17 protein-coding genes are annotated in these 22676 nt (G+C 62.9%); 9 read left to right on the forward strand and 8 right to left on the reverse strand.

Annotated features, from left to right (window positions below; genetic code table 11):
• Positions 1 to 82 precede the first annotated feature (82 nt).
• Together P5G52_RS03220 and P5G52_RS03225 are read right to left on the reverse strand one after the other, a co-directional pair.
• Positions 83 to 1111 (reverse strand): family 43 glycosylhydrolase, encoded by a 1029-nt coding sequence (locus P5G52_RS03220; RefSeq protein ID WP_301224620.1) that lies wholly within the window; start codon positions 1109 to 1111, stop codon positions 83 to 85.
• A gap of 53 nt (positions 1112 to 1164) precedes the next feature.
• Positions 1165 to 3570 (reverse strand): glycoside hydrolase family 3 N-terminal domain-containing protein, encoded by a 2406-nt coding sequence (locus P5G52_RS03225; protein WP_301224622.1) that lies wholly within the window; start codon positions 3568 to 3570, stop codon positions 1165 to 1167.
• A 520-nt stretch (positions 3571 to 4090) separates the two neighbouring features.
• Here P5G52_RS03225 and P5G52_RS03230 point away from each other — a divergent pair.
• The 8 genes from P5G52_RS03230 to P5G52_RS03265 all read left to right on the forward strand — a co-directional run bounded on the left by P5G52_RS03230 (position 4091) and on the right by P5G52_RS03265 (position 15585).
• Positions 4091 to 5950: a PKD domain-containing protein gene (locus tag P5G52_RS03230; protein ID WP_301224624.1), complete on the forward strand. Its 1860-nt coding sequence runs from the start codon at positions 4091 to 4093 to the stop codon at positions 5948 to 5950.
• Between the two features lie 211 nt (positions 5951 to 6161).
• Positions 6162 to 6596: a universal stress protein gene (locus tag P5G52_RS03235; protein WP_301224626.1), complete on the forward strand. Its 435-nt coding sequence runs from the start codon at positions 6162 to 6164 to the stop codon at positions 6594 to 6596.
• Between the two features lie 123 nt (positions 6597 to 6719).
• Positions 6720 to 7625 (forward strand): nucleoside hydrolase, encoded by a 906-nt coding sequence (locus tag P5G52_RS03240; RefSeq protein WP_301224627.1) that lies wholly within the window; start codon positions 6720 to 6722, stop codon positions 7623 to 7625.
• A 14-nt stretch (positions 7626 to 7639) separates the two neighbouring features.
• A complete protein-coding gene (locus P5G52_RS03245; RefSeq protein WP_301224628.1) occupies positions 7640 to 9106 on the forward strand; it encodes a glycoside hydrolase family 43 protein in 1467 nt (488 codons plus the stop codon).
• Between the two features lie 236 nt (positions 9107 to 9342).
• Positions 9343 to 11370, forward strand: a complete 2028-nt coding sequence (locus tag P5G52_RS03250) for a beta-galactosidase (protein WP_301224630.1) — start codon at positions 9343 to 9345, stop codon at positions 11368 to 11370.
• Between the two features lie 229 nt (positions 11371 to 11599).
• The gene (locus P5G52_RS03255; RefSeq protein WP_301224631.1) at positions 11600 to 13066 is read left to right on the forward strand and encodes a glycoside hydrolase family 43 protein; all 1467 of its coding nucleotides are present in this window, start codon (positions 11600 to 11602) and stop codon (positions 13064 to 13066) included.
• 481 nt (positions 13067 to 13547) lie between these two features.
• Positions 13548 to 15092, forward strand: coding sequence for a DUF5605 domain-containing protein (locus P5G52_RS03260; RefSeq protein ID WP_301224632.1), 1545 nt, complete (start codon positions 13548 to 13550; stop codon positions 15090 to 15092).
• Between the two features lie 148 nt (positions 15093 to 15240).
• Positions 15241 to 15585, forward strand: coding sequence for a Dabb family protein (locus tag P5G52_RS03265; RefSeq protein WP_301224633.1), 345 nt, complete (start codon positions 15241 to 15243; stop codon positions 15583 to 15585).
• A 621-nt stretch (positions 15586 to 16206) separates the two neighbouring features.
• Here the strand turns inward: P5G52_RS03265 and P5G52_RS03270 are convergent.
• From P5G52_RS03270 to P5G52_RS03290, 5 genes are read right to left on the reverse strand one after another with little or no spacing between them, the layout of a single operon-like run.
• On the reverse strand, positions 16207 to 17067 hold the full coding sequence (locus P5G52_RS03270) for a phosphogluconate dehydrogenase C-terminal domain-containing protein (protein ID WP_301224635.1): 861 nt from the start codon (positions 17065 to 17067) through the stop codon (positions 16207 to 16209).
• A 1-nt stretch (position 17068) separates the two neighbouring features.
• Positions 17069 to 17866, reverse strand: a complete 798-nt coding sequence (locus P5G52_RS03275) for a sugar phosphate isomerase/epimerase family protein (RefSeq protein WP_301224637.1) — start codon at positions 17864 to 17866, stop codon at positions 17069 to 17071.
• Positions 17863 to 18696, reverse strand: coding sequence for a triose-phosphate isomerase family protein (locus P5G52_RS03280; protein WP_301224639.1), 834 nt, complete (start codon positions 18694 to 18696; stop codon positions 17863 to 17865). The genes P5G52_RS03275 and P5G52_RS03280 overlap by 4 nt, the downstream gene beginning before the upstream one ends.
• On the reverse strand, positions 18680 to 19150 hold the full coding sequence (locus tag P5G52_RS03285; RefSeq protein ID WP_301224641.1) for a ribose-5-phosphate isomerase: 471 nt from the start codon (positions 19148 to 19150) through the stop codon (positions 18680 to 18682). Before P5G52_RS03285 ends, P5G52_RS03280 begins: the two co-directional genes overlap by 17 nt.
• Positions 19147 to 20904 (reverse strand): dihydroxyacetone kinase family protein, encoded by a 1758-nt coding sequence (locus tag P5G52_RS03290; RefSeq protein WP_301224643.1) that lies wholly within the window; start codon positions 20902 to 20904, stop codon positions 19147 to 19149. Before P5G52_RS03290 ends, P5G52_RS03285 begins: the two co-directional genes overlap by 4 nt.
• Before the next feature lie 494 nt (positions 20905 to 21398).
• Between P5G52_RS03290 and P5G52_RS03295 the strand changes: the two genes are divergently transcribed.
• Positions 21399 to 22142, forward strand: coding sequence for a FadR/GntR family transcriptional regulator (locus P5G52_RS03295; protein ID WP_301224645.1), 744 nt, complete (start codon positions 21399 to 21401; stop codon positions 22140 to 22142).
• A 91-nt stretch (positions 22143 to 22233) separates the two neighbouring features.
• On the opposite strand, the gene P5G52_RS03300 is transcribed toward P5G52_RS03295, so the two are convergent.
• Complete coding sequence (locus tag P5G52_RS03300; protein ID WP_301224647.1) at positions 22234 to 22674, reverse strand: RbsD/FucU family protein; 441 nt, start codon at positions 22672 to 22674, stop codon at positions 22234 to 22236.
• Positions 22675 to 22676 lie beyond the last annotated feature (2 nt).

Consider the following 22676-nt stretch of genomic DNA (forward strand, 5'->3'; position numbering starts at 1 on the left):
AGTTTCGACGATCCTGTGTCGTCCTGTCCGTACCGAGTGACTTATGGGCGGGGTCGCATCGCGGACTGTCTGCAGTGGATTGCTAGGGTCGCCAAGCGTCCTGCCAGTCGATGAAGGGTCGGCCGTTGTCGAACCGGATCTCGAGCCAGACGTGGCGGGCGCGTGATGTATCCGGAGCTCCTGCTTGGACGATCGCGTCGATATCGGGGTCGGGGCGGCCGCCGGTGAACTGGGCTTCCGTGGCTCGCCAGGCACGGTAGATCATGTCGTCGGCCATGTCAGGGAGCCAGCGGTCCGCCAGCGCTATATGGCGGCCGTCCTCCAGGGTGAATACTGATGAGATCTGGGAGTGGAATGATGTGCCACTTGGATCGTTTCGGTGCGGATCCCCGAGGACGGTCCATGGCCCGTGGTAGTCATCGGCGACGGCTATCTCGGAACGATTGGGGAAGTACCAGCTGGTACCGGAGGTGATGAGGTAATGGCGCCCGTCATGCCGAAAGTAGGCTGGGGCTTCCCGAACGAACGGTGGGTTCGGGTGCGGAAAATGAGTCGAATAAGTTCCCGTGACATCGGTGAAATCGTCCGTGAGGTCGGCGCAGATGAGCTCGGAGTGAACCCGTTCGAAATAGTAGTAACCACGGCCTGTTTCCGAGTCGATGACCAGGTCGAAGTCGCCAGCGCTCATACCAAGAGGCTCAAAACCAGGCCTGACGAGGCTGTAGGGCCCTTCGAAGCGATCGGCCTGGTACACCCAGGAACGCTGCCGGCCATCTGCATGCATCACCTTCATCCAACACACGAACTTCCCGCTAGCGGGGTGACGCACGATATGGGGCCGGTCCATCATGGTTTGAGGGTGCAGAGGTGAATCAGGATCGCTGGATTCCGCCGGCAGGATCGATCCGAGATCGGTCCAGTTCACCAGGTCGGGGGAGCGGTAGGCGCGGACACCACTGTGCCACCGACCGGTCGCAGGCGTCGACTGGCCCTTGTCTTCGCCATACCAGTAATACTCGCCATCGACCGCAAGTATGGAACCGCCGTGAATATGGATCTGCTGTCCCTCAGCGTCGTACATGATTTCGCCGGGGCGGATCGTGTCGGTCATGCTGTTTCCCTTTCTGTCATTCCTGCCCGGCGTCCTGCCCGGCCTTCCCTTGTCTAACGGGCGTAGAAGCCCCGGGTTTTTCCGTCAATCAGCGCGTCCGCAACGATGGACAGCGTGTCAGTCAGCCGCAGGTCCTGGGAGGAGGCGCCAACCATCACGTCGACCTCACCAGCTTCGATCCGCCACCGCATGGCGGCGTCAAGGAACGCCATCTGGCTGATGTCGAGCTGGAAGCTGACCTTGGTCGTATGTCCCGGTTCCAGGGTTACCCGTCGGAACCCTGCGAGTTCCACGACAGGCCTGGAGACCGAGGCGAACCTGTCACCCACATACAGTTGGACGACCTCGGTACCGGACCGGTTTCCGGTATTCGTGAGCGTGAGACTGACTTCCACCGTGTCATCAGCCTCTACCTGGTGCTTGGATACTGTGAGGTCCGCGTAGTCGAAGGTCGTATACGTCAACCCGTGCCCGAAAAAGTATCGAGGGGTGTGGGGCGCATCGACGTAGTCGGCGAACCCCACACTGCCGCCCTGGTGCCAGGCGGACCCGTAGGAATGGTTGTAATAGATCGGAACCTGGCCGGCGTTCCGAGCGACGCTGACCGGAAGTCGACCGCTGGGCCCGTAAGCACCGGTCAGGACATCGACGATGGCCTCCGCGCCGCCCTCGGCGGGGCTCCATGCTTCTAGGAGTGCCGCGAGGTGGGTATCCGCTGCGTCGCTGGATACCGGCCTGCCATCAAGGTGCAGGCCGATTATCGGCTTGCCCAGCTGGGCGAGTTTGGTGATCAGGTCGTCCTGGCAGGGCGGCAGATTGATGTCTGTCGCGTCGATACCCTCACCCATGGACGCGATGGAGGCTGTGCCGTGCTTGCCGCCCAACGTCAGAAGCACGACATCGGCGTGGGCGGCGAGGGCAACAGCTTCATCGTGTCCGGAATCATCATCGCCAGCGAACGAGTAGCCATACGCCCAATCCACCTCGGAGTCAGGCATCCGATGGCGAAGCTCGTCGAGGAGGCTACGAATACCTGGCTGCTGGCGCTGCAGCAGTTCCTCATACGCAGGACTGTCGGAAGCTTCGATGCTCGTCCCCGGAACAGTGTTCGCTACGGTTCTGAGGTCGTCGCCACTGGTGGTGAGTCCAGCCATGGAGGAGTTGGCGGCAAGCTTGCCTTCCGCCATGGAGTAGTGGGTGTAACCGCCGAAGAAGAAACGGGCAGTCGCCGCATGGCAACCGATCACCGCGATTCGCTGCACGTCCGGCCGGAGTGGCAGCACGCCGTCGTTGCGCAGGAGAACCAGCGACTCCCGGGCGGACTGTACAGAAGTTCTCGTGTCCGCGGGAACATGGAAGTAGTGGTTCCGGTCCGTCTGCTCGGGAGCGAAAGGGTGTTCGAACAATCCCATGCGGAACTTGGCGGCCAGCACCTGGTGCACGGCGCGATCGAGCAACGCGATGTCGGCCCGGCCCTCTGCGAACCAGTCCCGCAACTCGGGGCCAAAGCCGTAGGGCACGTGAAGCTCAACGTCCATCCCGGCGCGGAGCGCTGCAAGACCGGCGTGGGGCGCGGATTGCGCCGTGCGCTGTGTTGTGTGGAGATTTCCCACGGCTCCGTAGTCGGACACGACCAGCCCATCAAAGCCCATCTGCTCCCGCAGCAGTGTTGTCAGCAGCCGGACGGACGCAGATGCGGGTTCACCGCCCACCGAGTTGTAGGAGGGCATGATTCCGCGTAGCCCCCCCAGAGTGATGGCTGCCTGGAAGGGCTTGCCGTACACCTCCAGTAGGGTGCGGTCGGGAACGTTGAGGTAGGCGCCGTGGATACCGCCTTCGGTGTGGTGTGAACCGACGAAGTGTTTCGCGACCGCTTCGGTCCGGCGGCCGACGGGATCCTCATCCTGCAGGCCCAGAGTGAATGCGACCCCCAACGCAGCTGAGAGGCTTGGATCTTCACCGTAGCTCTCACCGTGACGGCCCATACGTGGGTCGCGGGACACGTCCAGGACGGGAGCCAGAGTGTGGGTTATGCCCAGAGCCCGTTCCTGTTTGCCGACGATCTCGCCGACAGCGCGCTCAAGGTCAACGTTCCAGCCGGCGGCCCTCCCCAGCCCGGAAGGAAAGCTTGTCGCGCCCGGCAGGTACGCACCACACAGTCCCTCCATGTGGAAGATCGCCGGGATGCCGTGTCCGGATCCTTTCATCGCCTCTAACTGAATGCGGCGCTGAAAGGCGGCCACGTCGTCCAGCGTCAGGGCGGATCGCGCTTCCAGGGCCGACACCTCGCCAATCCCGCGTGGGAAACGCTCAGCGAAGTCCGCAGTATCTGTGATGTCGGTGGGGAAGTAGCAGGAGACTTGAGCCATTTTTTCGTCGAGGCTCAGTTCACTCAGCAGCAGCTCGGCCCGCTGATCGGCAGGAAGGTGCTTGTCCATCCAGGGGTTCATCGTACTCATGGGGGCGTCCTCGATCCGCGAAGTCGTTTAGCCGATCCAGGAGCTTTCTGTCTCCGTGACCGGAAGGCGAACCAGTTCGCCACGCCGGACGGAAGGACGCCGGACTTGGAAGTTTATGTCACCCACAGCGTACAACGTTCTACGTCAGACCGCACGGGGTCTTGGCAGATGAAGACGGATGACCCCTGGTCGCTCGACTGGACTATCAACGGACATCGGTCGGAGCGTCTACTCAGGAGGGGGTGCGGGTCGGGCGAGAATGCCCCAAGATCCCTTTATTTCCGCTATTTCCGGGATAGAACGGCCGGCAGGGAGGACCCGCAGAACCTCGAGGGCCTGATCCGGATTGGCCGGTGCAGCGGGATCATGCAGGACCCCGGACCGGAGCCTGTTGACCGTGCCGATGTGAGGCAGGTAACGTCGACGGCAATGTTCAGTGTAGAACGTTGTCTAAGGCGTTGCAGTGAGGGACGGAACTGCACCTCGGCGCTGGAGACCCCTCTGAAGTAGGAGCATGACCATGCGTTTCACCCCTACCCATCGCAAAGGAATCGGCGCCGCCGCAGCAACCCTGCTGCTGGGAACCGGGCTCAGCACTGCGGCGCCGGCACTGGCAGCTTCACCTGAGTGCGCCACCATCGACAGCGCCATGCAGGTGACCGCAGATTGCCTCGACCCTACGTATCGCACTCCGGTGATCGACAGCGAGACCGATGAGACACTGCCTACACCGCATCACCGGGTTCGTGGGCACTTTGAAGGCACCAACATCCAATTCACCATCTACCTTCACGCGCAGCAGGACAAGGCGCAGTGGGACGGGCGGTTCTTCCAATTCACGTACCCGGTCGTCTTCGGTCCGGGGCAGGACACTTCGAAGGCGGATGATCGGGCCATCGGATTCGCTCTCTCCAGCGGCGGATATGCCGTACAAGCTGGAAACGCTTCCTTCGCCCTGGGGTATAGGCATGCCGCCGCGGCGGCGAAGTTCGCGGAGCAGGTTGCCGCAAAGTACTACGGCAGTAACCGGCCCATCTACGGCTACCTCTACGGGCCCAGTGGGGGTTCATTCCAGACTATCGGTGCGGCCGAGAACAGCACCGGCGTATGGGAGGGGTACGTCCCGATGGTGCAGGCCATACCCCAGCCAACGAGCTATAACTTCCTTGGTCGCGCTGCCGCTCAACTCATCCTCGAGGACAAAGCCGATGAAATTCGTGCTGCTCTGCTGCCCGGCGGGAGCGGGGACCCGTATGCAACGCTCGACGAGGCCGAAAGAACCGTGCTTCGAGAAGTGCACGCGCTTGGCATCCCCTGGAAGGGCTGGGAATACCCCGACTTCCTGCTGGGCCGTACCGGGTACCAATCGGACCAACTGGATCAAAGCCGACCGCTCGCAAATGATCCCACCTATGTTGACGACTTCTGGAGCGCAGACGGATACCTCGGTACCGAAGATTCCCCATTGGGCGACCGTATTCGAGCTGAACTCGCCGAGGTCGGCGATACCGTTGCCCACCGCTGGAACATCGCCAATCGTTTCTACTACCGGTACCTACTCCCAGCCGCTGACGAAGGCTTCGTCGGGCTCGACCAATTCCGTCATCCGGACGGAACACCGCTCTACCCGCAACGCGCGGTGAGCATTGCTCCGTACACGGGTGGTTCAGCCGGATCCGCCTCCGGCAACACGGCCTTTGACGGCTCAGTCAACGGCAAGGTCATCGCTGTAGCGAATCTCTATGATACTGACGCCCTGCCATGGCACACCGACTGGTACCGCCAGCGCATTGAAGCGACGCTCGGCGATGCCGCGGCAGGAACCTACCGGGTCTACTTCAACGACCACGCGGACCACCAGGATGCGCCTGTCGCGGGAGAACGCGCCAAGCATCTCGTCAACTGGTACGGAATGGCCGAACAAGCACTCCGGGACGTCGCCGCGTGGGTCGAGGACGGCGTAGCCCCTCCGGCATCTACGCAGTACGAAATTTCCGACGCTCAGGTCCTCGTTCCGGACAACGCAGCGGCTCGACGGGGAATCCAACCCACAGTTGACCTCACTGCCCAGGGTAAGGAGATCACCACCACACAGGTTGGCCAGTCAGTGAGATTGAAGGCCAAGGCACAAGTGCCACCCGATGCCGGAAAGATCGTCAGGACAGAGTGGGACCTCGATGGTGACGGAGTGTTCACAGATGCGCCGGTCACCCGGGTCGGCAATGCCCTGACGTTCCAGTCGACCGTCACATTCGATGAACCCGGTACGTATCTGGTCGCACTGCGTGTCTCCTCGGAACGCAACGGCGACCCGACAGCCCATTTCGCCCTGGCACAGAATCTCGATCGCGTCCAGGTCGTCGTCACCCCTAGCCGCTGAGTATCTGAATGCTCGGTCCGGTAGGTGGACGGAGGGCCCTGCGACTGCCGGGCCCTCCTCCGCCACATTTTTGGCACCGCGTTCATTCCGGCCTCTGCAGGGCCCACAGGTAGGCGGAACATCGCACAAATCACTGCAGCGAACACTGCGGACACCGACCAGAAGATGGTGACTGCGTTCCACAGAAGTTTCCCTAGAAGGAGGATCAGACATGCCCCATCCCGTCGTTGTCGGCGTCGACGGCAGTGAAACTGCTTACAAGGCCGCGGAGGTCGCGCGCGATCTCGCCGTCGCGCTCAATGCCCCATTGCTTGTCATTTCAGCTTTTGACGGCGATCACCACGAAGTGATCCGGAGCGGCAATGATGAATTCGTCATCTCCGCGACCCGCGACGCCGAGAAAGTAGCCAAGGGCGTTGCCGGGAACCTCCGGACTAACGGCTTGGAGGTGACCCACCTGGTAGCTCGTGGCAAACCGGCCGACACCCTCATCAGCGAAGCTGCCCGGACGAAGGCACGACTGATAGTCGTGGGCAATCGACGTATGCGAGGCATCGGGCGGGTGCTGGGAAGCGTAGCCAGCAGCGTCGCTCACGGCGCGTCATGTGACGTGTATATCGCTAACACCTACGACGCTGACAAATGAGACGATTCCCGATTCGCAATTTGTTATGCATAACCACCCCGTTCCACCCGCTGCCAAACCGTATTGATAAGAGCCGAAGAGCAGCCCCAAACAAATCGTACAGTTAATTCAGGATTTGATACATTGAAACAACGAATCATCATCAACACTGACGCAAAGAACGAGGCGGATGACCAATTCGCGATTGTTCATGCCTTACTTTCACCGTCTTTGGATATCCGCGGCATCATTCCTGCTCATTTCGGGGCCAGACGGTCGACGACGAGCATGCTGGATAGTCGTGCCGAGGTGGATTTGCTGGTCGAACTCCTTGGAATGACCGGCAAGGTCACAATCGCCAACGGTGCAGCCCAAGCGATCGCGGATGAGCACACTCCTGCGGACTCCGAGGGGGCCCAGCTGATCATCCGAGAGTGCCGAAAGCCGGGGCGCCTCTCGATAATCTTCCTGGGTCCGTTGACCGACATGGCGACGGCGCTCCTTTTGGATCCCACTATTGCAACCAACTCCGATCTCACGGTGGTTTGGGTAGGCGGAGATCCCTATGACAGCGTCAACGCAATGGGCCTTGGTTACGAGTACAACCTCAGCAATGATGTCCACGCAGCGAATGTCGTCCTACAGTCAGGCGTCCAAGTTCAGCAAATACCCTGGACGGTCTACTCACTGGTCAACGTCGGATATGCGGAACTGGAGGAACGCGTTGCACCGTACGGTCCCATCGGGCAGTACCTCGTTCGCCAGCTCAAGGATCTGCATCGCGCCGAGGAAGCGTGGGAGACGGAGGTCCACACGTTGGGTGATTCACCTGCCGTTGGGGTTGTACTGAGGCCAAGTGGGGCCCGCTGGCGGCACCATATCGTGCACCATTTCGAGGAACCGGGCAGGATGACGACACGCGCGGTTCCACATCGTACGGTGGCCGTCGCGGACTTCGTCGACGTACGATTCCTGCTCGAGGACATGTACGCCAAGATCAAGGCGCACCACGCGAAGACGGCGCACAACGACACTACTTCACTGCGTTGAGCGACAGTGCAGTCATGGCCGACGCGACTCTCCCGAAGAGACCTGTGATTTCCGGATTCCATCCCGACCCAAGCGTGTGCCGAGTCCGGGATCGTTACTGGTTGGCTACCTCGAGTTTTGAGTATGCACCCGGGGTTCCGATCTTCACCTCGACCGACCTGCTCTCGTGGGAGGTCGTCGGCCACGCGCTAAACCGCCCCGACCAATTGCCGATCGAAGGGGCCACGGCCTCGGCCGGCATCTACGCCCCTACCTTGCGTCACCACGCTGACCACTTCTGGCTGATCACGACCAACGTCAGCGGAGGCGCGGGTCAGCTCATCGTCACGACGGACGATCCCAGCGCGCGGTGGTCGGAGCCGTTGTTCGTGCCGGAGGCCCACGGCATCGATCCCGACCTCACCTGGGACCGGGACGGCACGTGCTGGCTCAGCTGGTCCGGTCCGAGCCCTGAAGGGCGCCACGCCATTCTGCAGGCGCCCCTCGACACGGATACCGGGCGCCTGCTCGCCGAACCGGCGGTGCTCTGGTTCGGGACCGGGGGTCACCACCCCGAGGGCCCGCACCTGTACGAGGTGGACGGCCACTGGTACCTCCTCATCGCGGAGGGCGGGACGGAGCGAGGTCACATGGCGACAGTCGCGCGAGGTCCCTCGCCGAACGGACCGTTCGAAGCGGCGCCGGTCAACCCCCTGATCACCGCTCGCAGCACGGACGGGCCCGTGCAGAACACCGGGCACGCGGACCTGGTACAGCGTCCCGACGGGAGCTGGGCGGTCGTGTTTCTGGGAGTGCGCCCGCACGGGTGGACGTCGGGATGGCACGTCCTGGGGAGGGAGACCTTCGCAGCGACCATCGACTGGCACGCCGGTTGGCCCCGCGTCGGGACAGCGATCGAGCCCGAGACCGCGGCACTCTTCACGGAGGAGCTCCACGACTCGCTTCCGTTGACATGGGTCGCACCCTCCGCCTGGCCGCAGCACGTGCTCCAGAGGTCGGACGACCGCTGGCGACTGACTGGAGGCGACGCCCACGACACATTCGTAGGCCGCCGTCAGGAGCACTTGCGGACGTGCACGCAAGCGGTCGTCACCCCCCTGGGCGGAAGCCGCGGAGGACTTGAAGTCAGAATCGACCAGTGGCACAGGATGACCCTGTGGTTCGACGGTGCCACCGCCCGGGCCGTGGTGACGATCGGCGATGTAACGACGCTCATCGGAGAGGCGGCCGTCGGCCTGGGAACCGTGCTTGAACTCAGGACGGAGGATCCCGCTGGCAGCCCGGGGGCCCCGGGGGCGGGGCCAGACTCCGTCGTGGCCGGACTTCGGGTCGGCGACGAGTTCCAGGAGCTAGGACGAGTCGACGGCCGGTACTTCTCCACGGAGGTCGCGGGCGGATTCACTGGCCGCATGATCGGGTTGGTCGCGCGGGACGGAGACGTGCACGTTGAGTCCTTCATCTACCGAGGTCATGACGAGTGAGTCCTGACTCCAGGTTGGGCACCGGTTCGGTGCCCGACCCGAGTACCGGAAGGATGTAAGGAACGTCGCACGGGCGCCGCAATCCTCGCCGCCCGTGCCGCCCTGATCCGACTCATCGGGTCGGTCTCGCGACGACCTGATAGCGACACTCTTACTCTCCCCGGCGGGCAAGCCCACGGTGCTCTGTTGCACACCATGACATAGAACAGACCCCCCAACTCAGAAGGACATGCACCATGACGACACGGCAGGCGAATGAGACCACGGCCGGAACCAGGTTCCCCGCGGTGGAAGGACTGGCATACGGGGGTGATTACAACCCCGAACAGTGGCCGTTGGCGACCCAGGTCGAGGATGCCGAGCTCATGCAGCAGGCCGGGGTCAACCTGGTCAGCGTCGCGATTTTCTCCTGGGCGATGCTCGAGCCCCGTGAGGGCCAGTACGACTTCGGGTGGTTGGACGAGGTCATGGACCGCCTGCACGCAGCCGGCATCCAGGTAGCACTGGCGACGGCGACGGCGTCGCCGCCGCCATGGCTGACCCGCTATCACCCCGAGATCCTTCCCCGGCTGGCCGACGGGACAGTGCTGCACCAGGGCGGCCGCCAGGCCTATGCGGTGTCCTCGCCTGTATTCCGGGACTACGCGGTCCGCATGACCCGGGTGATGGCTGAGCGGTACCGCAACCACCCCGCAGTGGCGCTGTGGCACATCGACAACGAGTTGGGCTGTCACGTGCCGCATGACTTCAGCGATCACGCAGCGGCGGCATTCCGACGCTGGCTTGAGGCCCGTTACGGCACGGTCGAGGCCCTCAATGCAGCGTGGGGCACGGCGTTCTGGTCCCAGCGGTACGATTCCTTCGATGAGGTGCTGCCGCCGCGTACCGCTTCGGGCAATGCCAACCCCACCCAGCAGTTGGACTTCGCCCGGTACTCCTCCGACGAGTTACTCGTCCATTATCGGGCGCTGCGTGACGTGTTGCGCGAGGTGGCCCCGCAGGTGCCGACGACGACTAACCTCATGCTGTCGACCGGCACGAAGTGGATGGACTACTTCTCCTGGGCCCAGGACCTGGACGTCGTGGCCAACGACCATTACCTGCTCGCCCACGACCCAGAGGGCCACGTGGAGCTCGCCTTCAGCGCGGATCTGACCCGCGGGGTCGCTGGCGGTAACCCATGGATCCTGATGGAGCACTCGACGTCGGCAGTGAACTGGCAGCCCCGCAACCGCACCAAGGGCCCGGGGGAGATGCTGCGGAATTCGCTGTCCCATGTTGCACGCGGGGCGGATGCGGTGATGTTCTTCCAATGGCGCCAGTCTGCCGCTGGTGCGGAGAAGTTCCACTCAGCGATGGTCCCCCACGCCGGGACGGACACCGACGTGTGGCGCAACACCGTGGCGCTCGGGCAGGCGCTGCGCGCGCTTGCCCCGGTCAAGGGCAGCCGGGTGCGAGCGGATGTCGCTCTAGTGTTCGACTACCCCTCGTGGTGGGGCGCCGAACTCGACTCCCACCCCACCCACGACATCGCCTACACCCAACAGGTCATCGCTTGGTACCGGCAGTTGTGGCACCGCGGCATCACCGTGGACATCGTGCCTGTCGGGGCGGACCTGACCGGCTACAGGCTCGTCGTGGTGCCCACGCTGTACACGGTCACCGACGCCGACGCCGGACGCGTTGCAGCCGCGGCTCACGCCGGCGCGACCGTACTGGTGACCTACTTCAGCGGCATCGTCGACGAGAACGACCACGTGCGCCTGGGAGGGTATCCCGGCGCGTTCCGCGAACTCCTCGGGGTCCGCACGGAAGAGTTCCACGCACTTCAGGAGGGTGAGCGGGTCACCCTTGACGATGCCACCACCGCGGACGTGTGGAGCGAAAAAATCCACCTGACCGGTGCGACGGCTGTCCGCTCGTACGCCGACGGCGCGCTGGCTGGACTCCCGGCAGTCACCCGGCACGACGTCGGTGCCGGAACCGCCTGGTACGTGGCTACCCGTCTGGACGACGAGGCAACCTCCCGGCTCACCGACGCGCTGGTCGCTGAGGCCGGTGTCCGGCCCACAGTCGAGTCGCTGCCCACCGGAGTCGAGGTGGTCCGGCGCGGAGAGGGCGCGAACAGCTTCCTCTTCGTGCTCAACCACACCGCCGACAACATCATCGTCCCCGGACGGGGTACAGACCTCCTCACCGGCACCACCTACGACGGCAAGGTGGAGGTCCCGGCTTTCGCCGTCGCCATCCTGCACGAGAACTGAGGTGTACCGGTTTCGCGACAAGAGAACATGCTGTCCAAAACCGCCCGGGCAGGTATGCATGAACCGAGGGCTCCAACATGGCCGCGCAGACGGCTGATCTTTTGGTCTGACGCTCCACACGCCACCCCCTTTTCAATCCTCATCTCAGGAGACTGCCCTGTCGACGTCCCTTTCGACCACCGTCAATCCCGACCCGGCCCCGACGGTCAATGCTTCCCTCCGTCCGATCGTGCCCGGATTTCACGCCGACCCGACAATTTGCCGGGTCGGGGATGATTACTACCTCGCGCACTCAAGCTTCGAGTACTTCCCTGGAGCTCCGATCTGGCACAGTCGGGATCTCGTTAACTGGACCAGAATCGGCCACATTCTCACCCGAAGGAGCCAGTTCGTTCGGGGTGATGGTCGTGCGTCCACTGGCCTGTACGCCGGGACCCTGCGTCACCACGACGGGCGCTTCTGGTACGTAACGACCAATGTCAGTGACTACGACGGCGGGCAGGTCCTGGTCAGTGCCACCGATGCGGCCGGCCCGTGGAGCGAGCCCATCCGGATTCAGGATGCGATCGGAATCGATCCGGATCTTGCCTGGGATGTCGATGGGACGTGCTACCTGACGTGGAAGGGCATGAGCTTCACGGAGGGTGAGGTCGGTATCCTCCAGGCACCGCTGGATATCAACACCGGCGCATTACTTGAACCTCCCTACCCGGTCTGGCAGGGGAGCGGGCTGGCCGCCGTCGAGGCGCCACACCTCTATCAAGTGGACGACACCTGGTATCTGCTCCTGGCTGAGGGCGGGACCGAGCGCGGCCATGCCGTCACTATCGCCCGAGCTCCGCACCCTCGGGGTCCTTTTGAGGGACACCCGCACAATCCATTGCTGACACGGCGTAGTTCCATCCATCCGGTCCAGAACGCCGGACATATGGACCTCACGACGAAGGCCGACGGAGCATGGGCGGCCGTGTATTTGGGCGTTCGCGTGCAGGGGTCGACGCCCGGCTTTCATGTGCTGGGCCGAGAGACGTTCCTTGCGGGGATCGAGTGGAGCGACGGTTGGCCCGCTGTCATTGAGGACCAATTCGAGGTCCCAACTGCGGCCACCTCTTTCAATGACAACTTCGTTGGTGAGGAACTCGACGGTCGGTGGGTCGTACCCGGAGGCGAAGCGCAGTCCACGGCGTCGATGAGCCCGGACGACGGGTTGCGGATTGCTGCGGCTGGAACCCGGGGCGAGGGCTCCGTAGGTCAACTGTGCACCCGCATCACCGATCTGCGGTGGCGTGCCGAAGCCACGATCGAGGGCTCGGGGACCTTCCGGGTGCTGATGGACCCGCGCCACTGGTATGGACTGTGCGTGAAAGGGGACGCCGTCACCGCCACCGCCCGGATTGGTGACCTTCAGCACGATGTCGGAGTGGCATCCGTGTCCCCCCACCTGGTGACCGTACGGATCGAGGCCGTGTCGCCCGCCGGCCCGACCGTCCCCCTTGGCCATGCAGGTCCGGATGACATCGTCCTGTCGGTTCTCAATGAGGAGGGTGGAACCATCGAGATCGCACGGCTGGACGGACGATATCTTTCAACTGAAGTAGCCTCTGGCTTCACAGGCCGGATGCTCGCCGTAGGGGCCGATGGAACCGACGCGTGTATCAAGCGCGTGACCTACCATTCGGACGAGGCACGGTCATGACGACAACCTTGAGTGGCCAGCTCCGAAACCGGTTGGGCACCACCATGAACCCCGGCACTGTTCCCACCCCCTACGGCCCGATTGCCCTGCGCGGGAACCGGACGAACGGGCAGTGCGCCACCAGCGGCGTCGTCGTACCTTCTAGAACGTCGGCACACGTTCATACCGGAATTGGGGGCACCCCGCTGGCCAGCGGACACCACGTATTCCAGCAAGCCTGTGCAGCATCAACCATTGGCACAAGTGTGCCTGGCCCGGAAAATCAAGGAGCAGCATGAGTCAGCCAACGATCACCAGCCAAACCCCCTTCACGGTGGTACGAGCGAACCAGGCCGCTCTCGCGGCTGTCGAGGGAATCGCCCCCGAGGTACTGCGGTCCCCGCTGCTGGAGAATCTGGACTGGGCTCCGACGGGGCCTTTCCTCACCCTGGTCCTGGGGGAGGACGATGCACGGACGGCAGCGATCCTGAAGGAACTCAGCGTGTTCGAGGACGGACAGGTGCGACCGGTTCACGAGGAGCCCATTGCGCCCCGTGCCGACTACCAGCCCACCACGGTTCCTCGAGCCAGCGCAATCGTGGTTACTCCGCAGGAAGCACAGGTGTACCGAACAGCGCAGCTCGAGCTGCGGGGACCTTCGATCGGTAACCCCTTCGTTGATGTCGAACTGACGGTCACGTTCGAATCACCCGAGCACTCAATCACTGTCGGCGGCTTTTACGCCGGTGACGGCCGCTACCTTGTGAGGCTCCTGCCCCCGGCGTCCGGCAACTGGCGGTTCTCCACCAGCTCCAACGCGCGGTCACTGGACGGGATTACGGGAGGCTTCGATGTCGCGACCAGTCAGATGCCCGGCCCGGTCCAGGTGGCTGACACGTTCCACTTCGCCCGGGCTGATGGGACACCGTTCCTCCCGTACGGCACCACGGCCTACGCGTGGATCCATCAGAGCCAGGAACTTCAGGACGCCACAATCGATGCTCTGGCCCAAGCGCCCTTCACGAAGATCCGCATGTGCCTGTTTCCGAAGGACTTCATGCACAACACGGAAGAACCGGAGCGGTACGTCTTCGAACGTGACGAGACGGGCGCTTTCGACACCACCCGTTTCGACCTCGCGTTCTTCGATAATCTTGAGCGCCGGCTGCATCAACTGGCAGACCTCGGGATCGAAGCCGATTTGATCCTGTTCCACCCCTACGACGACCGGTGGGGGCTTTCACGGCTCAGCGGTGCCGCAGATGAGCGGTACATCCGGTACGTCGTGCGCCGCCTCGCTGGTTTCCCCAACGTGTGGTGGTCGATGGCGAACGAATACGACCTCCTCGCCAAGCAACGCGAAGACTGGGACCGGCTCGCCGAGACGGTACGCCGGGAGGACCATGTGGGGCACCCCCTGTCTATACACAACTGGGTGCAGCTCTTCGACTACTCCGCGGCATGGGCCAGTCATGCCAGCCTGCAACGAGGAGACCACGGCATCGGAGCCAAGATCGACCAATGGCACCGACAGTGGAACAAACCCGTCATCATCGACGAGTTCGGCTACGAAGGCGATCTTGACCAGGGGTGGGGAAACCTCATGGCGCAGGAAGTCGTCCGCCGATTCTGGGAGGGCATGCTCCGCGGCGGCTACCTGACGCACGGTGAAACCTACTATGACGACAACGATCTGATTCACTGGTCAAAGGGCGGGCAATTGCACGGTGAGAGCCCTGCACGCATCGCCTTCCTGCGTGACATCGTTGCCGCGTCCCCAACAGGACGCCTGAACCCATTGACTTCAACCTTCGATGACATCCGTGGCGGCGTCGACGGAGAGTACATTCTCATTTACTTCGGCGCCTCCCGGCCGCGCTACCGCACTGTCGTCGTTCCGGAGGGAATGAGTGCCCGGATCGATGTGATCGACACCTGGGACATGAGCATCGAGGCAGTGCCGGGCGTCCATACCGGCTCGGTCAAGGTCGACCTTCCAGCGAAACCCTACGTGGTAATTCGGCTGCAACGAGCTGCGGACGAGTAGGGACACTCATGGCGGATGAAGCGGTGCGGCAGTGGGCCAAACAGCTACCAGTTCGGACTATGAACCGGAGTCGTACGTCATATCGTGCTGTTCCGCTAGCGGCAGGATGTGACCGACCAGGACTTGCAGCAGGTGGAGCAGCGATTCCATGCCCTCGGAACGTCCCTGCGGAACGGGCGGCCCTACATTCTCAGCATCGAGTCGGGCTCAAACCAGTTTTGAGGGTCGGGGGCAAGGATTTCAGCACGCCTTCATCGTGTCCTTCGCATCGCAGGGCGATCGAAACTACTACGTCGGTGAACCGTGGATCACCGATCCCGCTTTCTACGACCCGATGCATCACGCGTTCAAGTCATTCGTCACTGCGCTGCTCAGCGACCAGGAGGGGAGCGTCGTCGTGTTCGATTTCTCGTTGAAGCAAACGAGCGATCCGCACACCGCCGCTACTGGGTCCAAAATCCCCGACGACGAGTATCTGCCGGGCAGGAGTTGATGTCCCCTGCAGACAAGCAGTGGTTCAAGCGGCTCCCACCGATGCCGCACTATTCCTGAGGTTCAGGACTGCGTGCGCGCCGCACCGGCTTCGTGCTTGGCCATGTCCCGGGCTCGTAGCTGACCCCTGGATGTCGCACCTTCGCCGTGCGGAAAAGCTCGGTGTGTTGTTGAACCGCGATATTCGACAACGCACCGGAATAAGAAAGCCTGGTTGCAGTGAGTGGCTGCAACCAAGCTCTCTAGTCCGACGAGACGCACCGGTCGAGCTTCTGACCTCCGCGAAGCTCGTGGTTCAGGCCAGAGGAGCAGTCGAAGCGCGCACGACCAACCGTGGCTTCAAGATGCGATGCTCGGATGGCGTTCTGCCCCTGATCCGCTCGATGAGCACCTGGCCGACCCTCCTGCCCGTTCCCACACCTGCCCGGTCGACTGTGGTGGGCCGGATGGGTCCAAGCGATGAGGTGCGTGGGTGGTCGTACCCCCGCCAGGGAGTACGCCTCGGGCACTGACTGGCGGTTGTCCCAGAATTCGCTCATGAACTCCTTCTGTACAAGACGCTCGTAAGACGTTGGACAACGCAGCCATAAAACGACGACGCGCCACGCGGACCGTCGTTCATCTAGCGCTTCAGTGACTCAAGTTTGAGCATCTTGGCGATGACATGATCGAGTTCGGAGTCATCGAAGATCTTCTTCCAGTCGTCCTTGATGATCGTGTCCCTGCCGTACTGGATAGCGATTTCGCATGCCTCAGAAAACGGGTTCGAGCCGCGGAGGGCGTTGGTGAGTGCGATCTGGACGTGGCCGAAGAGCATGGCTTTGGCTGCTTCTTCCGGGACGCCGGCGGTGTGCACGGTTTCGTGCAGTGCCTCGTTGAGGAGGGTGCCGATCATGCAGGCAACCGTCTCGACGAGGGTGGGTTCCAGGATGGCCAGTTGTTTCACCGTGACCCAGTGGACGTCGATGACGGGGGCGTAGATGGTCCGAATCGTTGCCTCTGCAGCGGCTTTGGTCGGCTCAGAGGCGCCCTCGTCGATGGCGGCCACGACGTTCTGCGGGGCGCCTTCGCCACCGAAGGTGTCCGCCCATTCCTCCTTGGTTGTCCGCTCGAGGAACACGGATGGGTGGCAGGGGTGCGCGACTGCCTGGACGACGTCGTCGCGCTTCGCCAGCAGGCCGGCGTAGGCTGCCGCGGGATCCAGCGTGAGGAGAATGGCACCGGACTTCATTTGTGGGACGACGCCCTCGGACACGACACCGAGAACTGTGTCCGGCACGGCGAGGATGACCACGTCGGCGCCTGTGACCGCGTCGTCGGTCGGGGTGATGTCGCGGCCCTCCGCCTGGATCCGCTCCTGGCCGGCAGGGGAGTTCTCGCTGTAGAACACCGTGTGGCCGCTCTTCTGGAGGTTGCGGGAGACCCGCATGCCCATTTTGCCTCCGGCGCCGATAACGGCGACCGTCAAGTTTTCTGCTGACATCTTATTTGCTCCTTAAATAGTGGATGCTGTGCTGGGTCCACTGGTTTTCGAGGCGGATGGTTTCCGCTTCCGAGTCCTGCCAGGGCAGCCAGTGTTCGACGATCTGGTTGATGTTGCGTTGATGGGGTTGGACTGCGCGGACCATGTAGTCGTAGTCAAGTAGTCCTTCGCCCAGTAGCGCACCGGCATATGTGAAGCCGACCCAGCCGTCCTTGCGGGTGAAGGCGAAGTCCTTGATGTGCATGTTCAGGACGTAGGGCGCGACGGTATCTATAACCTCCCGCGGCATCTCCAACGCTGCGACGGTGTTCGCCGGGTCACTGCAGATGCCGAGGTAGGGGCTGCCCACTGTCCTGATCACCTCGAGGATCCGTGAGGTGGGCACCTGCTCGTAGGTTTCTACGGCAATCCTGACTCCGGCCGCCTCGAACTCGGGCAGTACCTCCTCTAAGATCGCTACGGCTTCGTCGGCTGTCGGTGTATGACCGGGACCGTTGAACATGGTCCTGAGCAGGGGGGCACGCAGGACGATCGCGGTGTGCAGGAATTTCCTCAGGTGTTCAGGGCGGATGCCCTTGGTGCCGAGTTCCAGGGAGATGCCCAAACGGTCAGCCGTGCTTCGGACGGCTTCCAGTTCTGTGGCGTCCATGGATTCCAGCGGGACGTAGTCACAGATCTGGAAGAGGTCGACGCCAAGGTCCGCTGTGCGTTCCAGTGCCTGGTGAATGCTTATAGGTGCGGAAACCCGGTCGGAGAGCTGCCAGAAGAACGCGTAGCTGCTCAACCCGATGCGGCTCATGATGGGACCTCGACGTCAGCAAACCGCGCGGCGGTTTCGTCCAGGATGCTTTTCAGTGCCCGCGGGTCATGGGCGAACCGGCCGAGGAAAAGGCCGGCCACGGCAGGGTCGAGGTCAGTGATCAACCCCGGTCCGGCGCTTCCGCCGTAGATGACGCGGCTGTCGGCCTGGCCTGGTAGGGACCTCAGGTGCGCGTCCAGCCCCGCGATGACAGCGCTGATGTGCTCCGCAGTAGCGGGTTCAGCAGCCCCGATGGCCCATTGGGGCTCGTAGGCGACGATGGTGCGGTGGACAGGACCCAATAGATCCGCGGCGTGGAGTGCTGCGTCGATTTCTGCTGAGCAGTGTGCCACCGCTTCGTCCACAGAGCCGTGCTGGAGTTCTCCCACACATAGGACCGGGGTGAGCCCGTTGCGGTAAGCAGCCGCTGTCTTCAGGCCGACCGTCCGGTTGTCCTCGTGGAAGATGCGCCGTCGTTCGGCGTGCCCGACCTCGACGAAGCGGCCTCCGAGCTCGGCGACCATTCTGGCGCTCACTTCGCCGGTGTACGCGCCCTCGTCTTCCCAGAAGATGTTCTGCGCTCCTGTGTGGACACCTGCCTCGCTCAGGATCCGCGCGGCCTTGGGGAGTACGGGCAGGCTGGGCAGGATGAACAGTTCGATGGTGCCGCTTCGAACTGCCGGGTGGGCGGCGGCGAGGGCGGCGACGTCTCGGCAGTAGTCGATCGAGCGCTGGTAGCCGAAGTACATTTTCAGGCTGACGCCGATAACCGCAGTACGAGTTGTCGCATCGTGGGGTTTGGCGGGCGCGGGGTTAGGAAGAAGTGACACCCTCGTAGTCCTTAATCAGGGTGACCTTCTCCGCTGACGCGGATTCCTCGTCGAAAGTGTAGGTGAGCCATTCGCGGGCCAGGCGGCGGGCCAGTTCGAGTCCGATGACGCGCTGGCCGAAGGTGAGGACCTGGGCATTGTTGCTCAGGACGGAGCGTTCCACGGAGAAACTGTCGTGTGCGGTGACGGCGCGGATGCCGGGGACCTTGTTGGCTGCAATGGCCACTCCCAGTCCGGTGCCGCACACCAGCAGTGCACGGTCGGCCTTACCCGCAGCAACGAGTTCCGCGGCCGCAATGGCGACAGACGGGTACGGGGTGTGGCTGGTGGCATCCACTCCTACGTCGGTGACCGATTCGACGAGCTCGGATGCTTCGAGATCAGCTTTGAGTGCTTCCTTGTACTCGAAGCCGGCGTCGTCAGCTCCTACGATCAGTCTCAGTTTGGTGCTCATGGGTTCTCCTTTGGTGATGCGCCGTGGGTGAGCGTTGCGTGGACTGCGTTGATGATCAGCGCCATGGACACAGCCCCGGCGTCCGGTGTGCCCAGGCTCTTCTCCGCATGCGGACGGGCCCGTCCCATGAGGGGCACCAGCTGGGCGGTGTTGTCGGCGGCCTGCTGGGCGATGACTGCGGCAGCGCCCCAGGCTTGAGTGATGGACTGCTGTGTCCCTGCCTCGGCTGTCAGTGCGTCTCCGAAGGGGACGAGGACGTCGATCAGGGTTTTGTCTCCTGGTTTCGCTTTCCCGAATCGCATGATGGCAGCTGCAGCATTGACAACTCCGGTAGCCACGGCATTGGCATTCGGTTTCACGGCATTCCCGACAGCGTCCCCTACCGCACGTAGCGCCAACCCCCAGAGGGCGCCGGATGTCCCGCCGGCCTTGTCTGCCCACGCGTCGGCCGCCATGTGCAGCGTCGTCCCGGCTCCTGCCCCGCGTGCCACAGCGTCTGTTGCTGCGATGACAGCAGCACGGACACCGCGTTCCATGCCGATGCCGTGGTCACCGTCACCGGCGACTGCATCGATCCTTCCCAGCTCATCGGCATTGGTGATCACCACGGCTTCGGCCGCGGTCAGTGCAGCCAATATGTGGGGGGCTGCAGCCTGGGATTCGGGTGTGGTGTCCGGGATGTCCAACTCGGTTGCCGGGCTGAGCGAGGAGTGTTCGGGGGAGAGGACAGCAGCTGTAACAGATCCCCTACGGAAAGCCGGTGCATCGCAGGGCGCTGCCCAGAGCGCCTCGAGTTCCTCGTCGACCCAGAACAGGGTCAGGGACGTGCCTGCCATGTCGAAGCTGGTGACCAGTTCTCCCACCTGCGGGTCCACGACCTGCAGTCCTGCCCTGTCGAGGAGCTGGGCGACCCGGCGGTAGACGACGAAGAGCTCTTCGTACTTGACGCTGCCCAGACCGTTGAGGATGGGGACCACCCGCACAGGGGTAGGCGACGATTTGAGGTCGATTCCTGCAGGTACTTCCGCAAGGAGTTTCTCCACCATCAACTCGGCCAGCTCGTCGGCAGTTGGGATATCGGTCTCGTCGATGCCCGGCTCGCCATGGATTCCCATGCCCACTGCCATCCGTCCCTCCGGGACGGTGAACAGTGGCGTGTCGGCGCCGGGAAGGGTGCACCCGGTGAAGGCGACACCGAAGGAACGGGTCCGATGATTGGCGCGCTCACCGATCTCCGTCACTGCGTCCAGGGAGTAACCCGCCTCCGCCGCCGCAGCGGCCACTTTGAACACCGTGAGGTCACCGGCAATACCCCGACGTTTGCTGTGTTCGGCCACGGGTGCGGAGGAGATGTCATCCGTGACAGCAACGCTCCGGCAATCGATGCCTTCCGCGCGGAGCCGTTCCTGGGCCTGGTTGAAGTGCAGTACGTCGCCAGCGTAGTTACCGTAGCCAAGCAGTACACCCCTGCCATTGTTGGCGGCTTTGGCGACGGTGTAGATCTGCTGAGAGGAGGGCGACGCGAAAAGGTTACCCATCGCTGCTCCGTGGGCCAGCCCCTGTCCCACCAGGCCGGCAAAGGCGGGGTAGTGCCCGGACCCGCCGCCGATCACCAGCGCGACAGTGTCCGGCGTACTTTCGGTATTGCGAGCCACTCCGCCCGAGACTCGTCTGACCCAGTGGGAATGGGAGGCGGCAAAGCCCTCAATCATTTCATCAGCGAAGGCTGCGGGATCGTTGAACAAGCGGGTCATTGGGCGGTTCCTAAACCTATCCTGGAAGTTCTCATTCGTATGGACGTGCACTGACCTCTGGTCTTCGAGGTCCATGCAGCAGGGGGACGGCTGGGCGCGCTTGCCGTGCCGGCACGATTCAGTGCCTCGGCAGTCGGGCGAACAGTCCCAGGGGGTGCTCAAGACGCCGGTCAGTGCTGGAAGAGCGATATGCGGGACCCATCGCGGCGACGAGCGGCACGAGCCACCCTGCTGCTTGTCCGATGGCGAATTTCTCGACCAGCGGTTGCTTGGCTTTGGTGTCCACACTGACTCCCTGGAGTGGTCCTCCGCAGTCGCCATCATTGGCGACTGCGGGTTGCCTGCGGATTACCTGCGGCCGAGGGTATGAAACACGTTGCAGCAGGGAAGGTACGTGATGTTGATCCTAGAAGCATGCCTCCCATTGGTCAACCGGTTGACTGCATAAGTTTGTCGGGTCCCGTTCTGTTGCAGGTGATTGTTAGGCTTGGCACGTGGCCACAACTCCCGCTCACTCGCTGACCAAGATCAGCGAAGCCCTCGGCTCAGTCAGCCAAGGTTCCGCGGTTACTGAGGTGGCCGAGCGACTGCTGGCTTACTTCACGAGCGGCGAGATTGATCCTGGAACGCGGCTCCCGGCGGAACGACAACTGGCTGCATCTTTAGGCGTAGGCCGCTCAGCTGTGCGAGAGGCCCTTGCTGCCCTGGAAATACTCGGGATTGTTGTGGTTCGGCCTGGTTCTGGAACATACCTCCGTGATGGCATCTCGGAACTGCTGCCCCGCACCCTGAGCTGGGGCATGATGCTGGGAGCACCCCGCACCCGCGAACTGGTAGAACTACGAAACGGTCTCGAGATGCAAGCAGTCCAGCTTGCAGTAGAAAGAATCGATGAGGAAGCACTAGCGCGGATGTCCGGCTATCTCGATGTCATGACCAAGAACGTCAGTAATTTCCCTGTGTTCATTGAAGCCGATGCAGCTTTTCACCGTGAGATCGCCGAGGGTTCGGGGAATCAAGTACTACAGGAACTCCTGCAGAGCATTCGTTCCCTGCTGCGCATTTGGGTGGACCGCGCCCTCACTGACGAAGCGCACTCCGCAGCAGCACTCGCGGAGCACACGGCGATCTACGAAGCCCTCACGTCTCGAGACGCAGCAGCGGCCACCGAAACGATGCAGTCTCACATGGACACCGCTTCTCGACGTCTGCTCACCGAATTCACTGCCTCACAGTAAGCACCGTCTCGTTTGAACGATGCACCTCTGGCAGTCCTTTCGATCATCGTCGACCAGCGATGTCGGCGTGTGGGGATTCTGTCGATGGTCGTCAGCTCTCATCGGCGAAGACGACGCCCTTGTGGAGCACGAAGCACCCCCATGGGTCCGGGTCGAGCACATGCACGACGGCGAACGCGCTACGTGCCCGCTCGTAGAATTCCAGCCGGGGAATCACTCCCCATTCAAGCGGTCGTGGATGGGACGCCCGCGCGATCTCGAGTACAGCGTCCTGCTCCGGGGTCGTCTTGGTGATGTCTCCGTCGACCTCCATCCGCTCAAGTGGCGTCTCGAGGAAGGTGTCGAGCGGGAAGACATTCAGCACGGCGCCAATGACCCGCGACATCGATGCCTCCCCGAGGTGGACAACGGGGAGGCCCGTCGCGGCAGCGGGATAGTTGCGGTCGACGACCAGCAGCTGGTCTCCGTGACCCATGTCGTCGAGGAGGTGCAGCAGTGCACCCCCCAGGAGGGGGTCGATGCCTTTAAGCATTG

Origin of the sequence: Arthrobacter burdickii (assembly GCF_030433645.1) — a bacterium.
GTDB lineage: Bacteria > Actinomycetota > Actinomycetes > Actinomycetales > Micrococcaceae > Arthrobacter_D > Arthrobacter_D burdickii.

Bases quoted from the DNA above. Each gene is read 5' to 3' on its own strand.
- P5G52_RS03220 (WP_301224620.1), bottom strand. From the start codon at position 1,111: ATGACCGACACGATCCGCCCCGGCGAAATCATGTACGACGCTGAGGGA.
- P5G52_RS03225 (WP_301224622.1), bottom strand. From the start codon at position 3,570: ATGAGTACGATGAACCCCTGGATGGACAAGCACCTTCCTGCCGATCAG.
- P5G52_RS03230 (WP_301224624.1), top strand. From the start codon at position 4,091: ATGCGTTTCACCCCTACCCATCGCAAAGGAATCGGCGCCGCCGCAGCA.
- P5G52_RS03235 (WP_301224626.1), top strand. From the start codon at position 6,162: ATGCCCCATCCCGTCGTTGTCGGCGTCGACGGCAGTGAAACTGCTTAC.
- P5G52_RS03245 (WP_301224628.1), top strand. From the start codon at position 7,640: ATGGCCGACGCGACTCTCCCGAAGAGACCTGTGATTTCCGGATTCCAT.
- P5G52_RS03250 (WP_301224630.1), top strand. From the start codon at position 9,343: ATGACGACACGGCAGGCGAATGAGACCACGGCCGGAACCAGGTTCCCC.
- P5G52_RS03265 (WP_301224633.1), top strand. From the start codon at position 15,241: ATGCCCTCGGAACGTCCCTGCGGAACGGGCGGCCCTACATTCTCAGCA.
- P5G52_RS03270 (WP_301224635.1), bottom strand. From the start codon at position 17,067: ATGTCAGCAGAAAACTTGACGGTCGCCGTTATCGGCGCCGGAGGCAAA.
- P5G52_RS03275 (WP_301224637.1), bottom strand. From the start codon at position 17,866: ATGAGCCGCATCGGGTTGAGCAGCTACGCGTTCTTCTGGCAGCTCTCC.
- P5G52_RS03285 (WP_301224641.1), bottom strand. From the start codon at position 19,150: ATGAGCACCAAACTGAGACTGATCGTAGGAGCTGACGACGCCGGCTTC.
- P5G52_RS03290 (WP_301224643.1), bottom strand. From the start codon at position 20,904: ATGACCCGCTTGTTCAACGATCCCGCAGCCTTCGCTGATGAAATGATT.
- P5G52_RS03300 (WP_301224647.1), bottom strand. From the start codon at position 22,674: ATGCTTAAAGGCATCGACCCCCTCCTGGGGGGTGCACTGCTGCACCTC.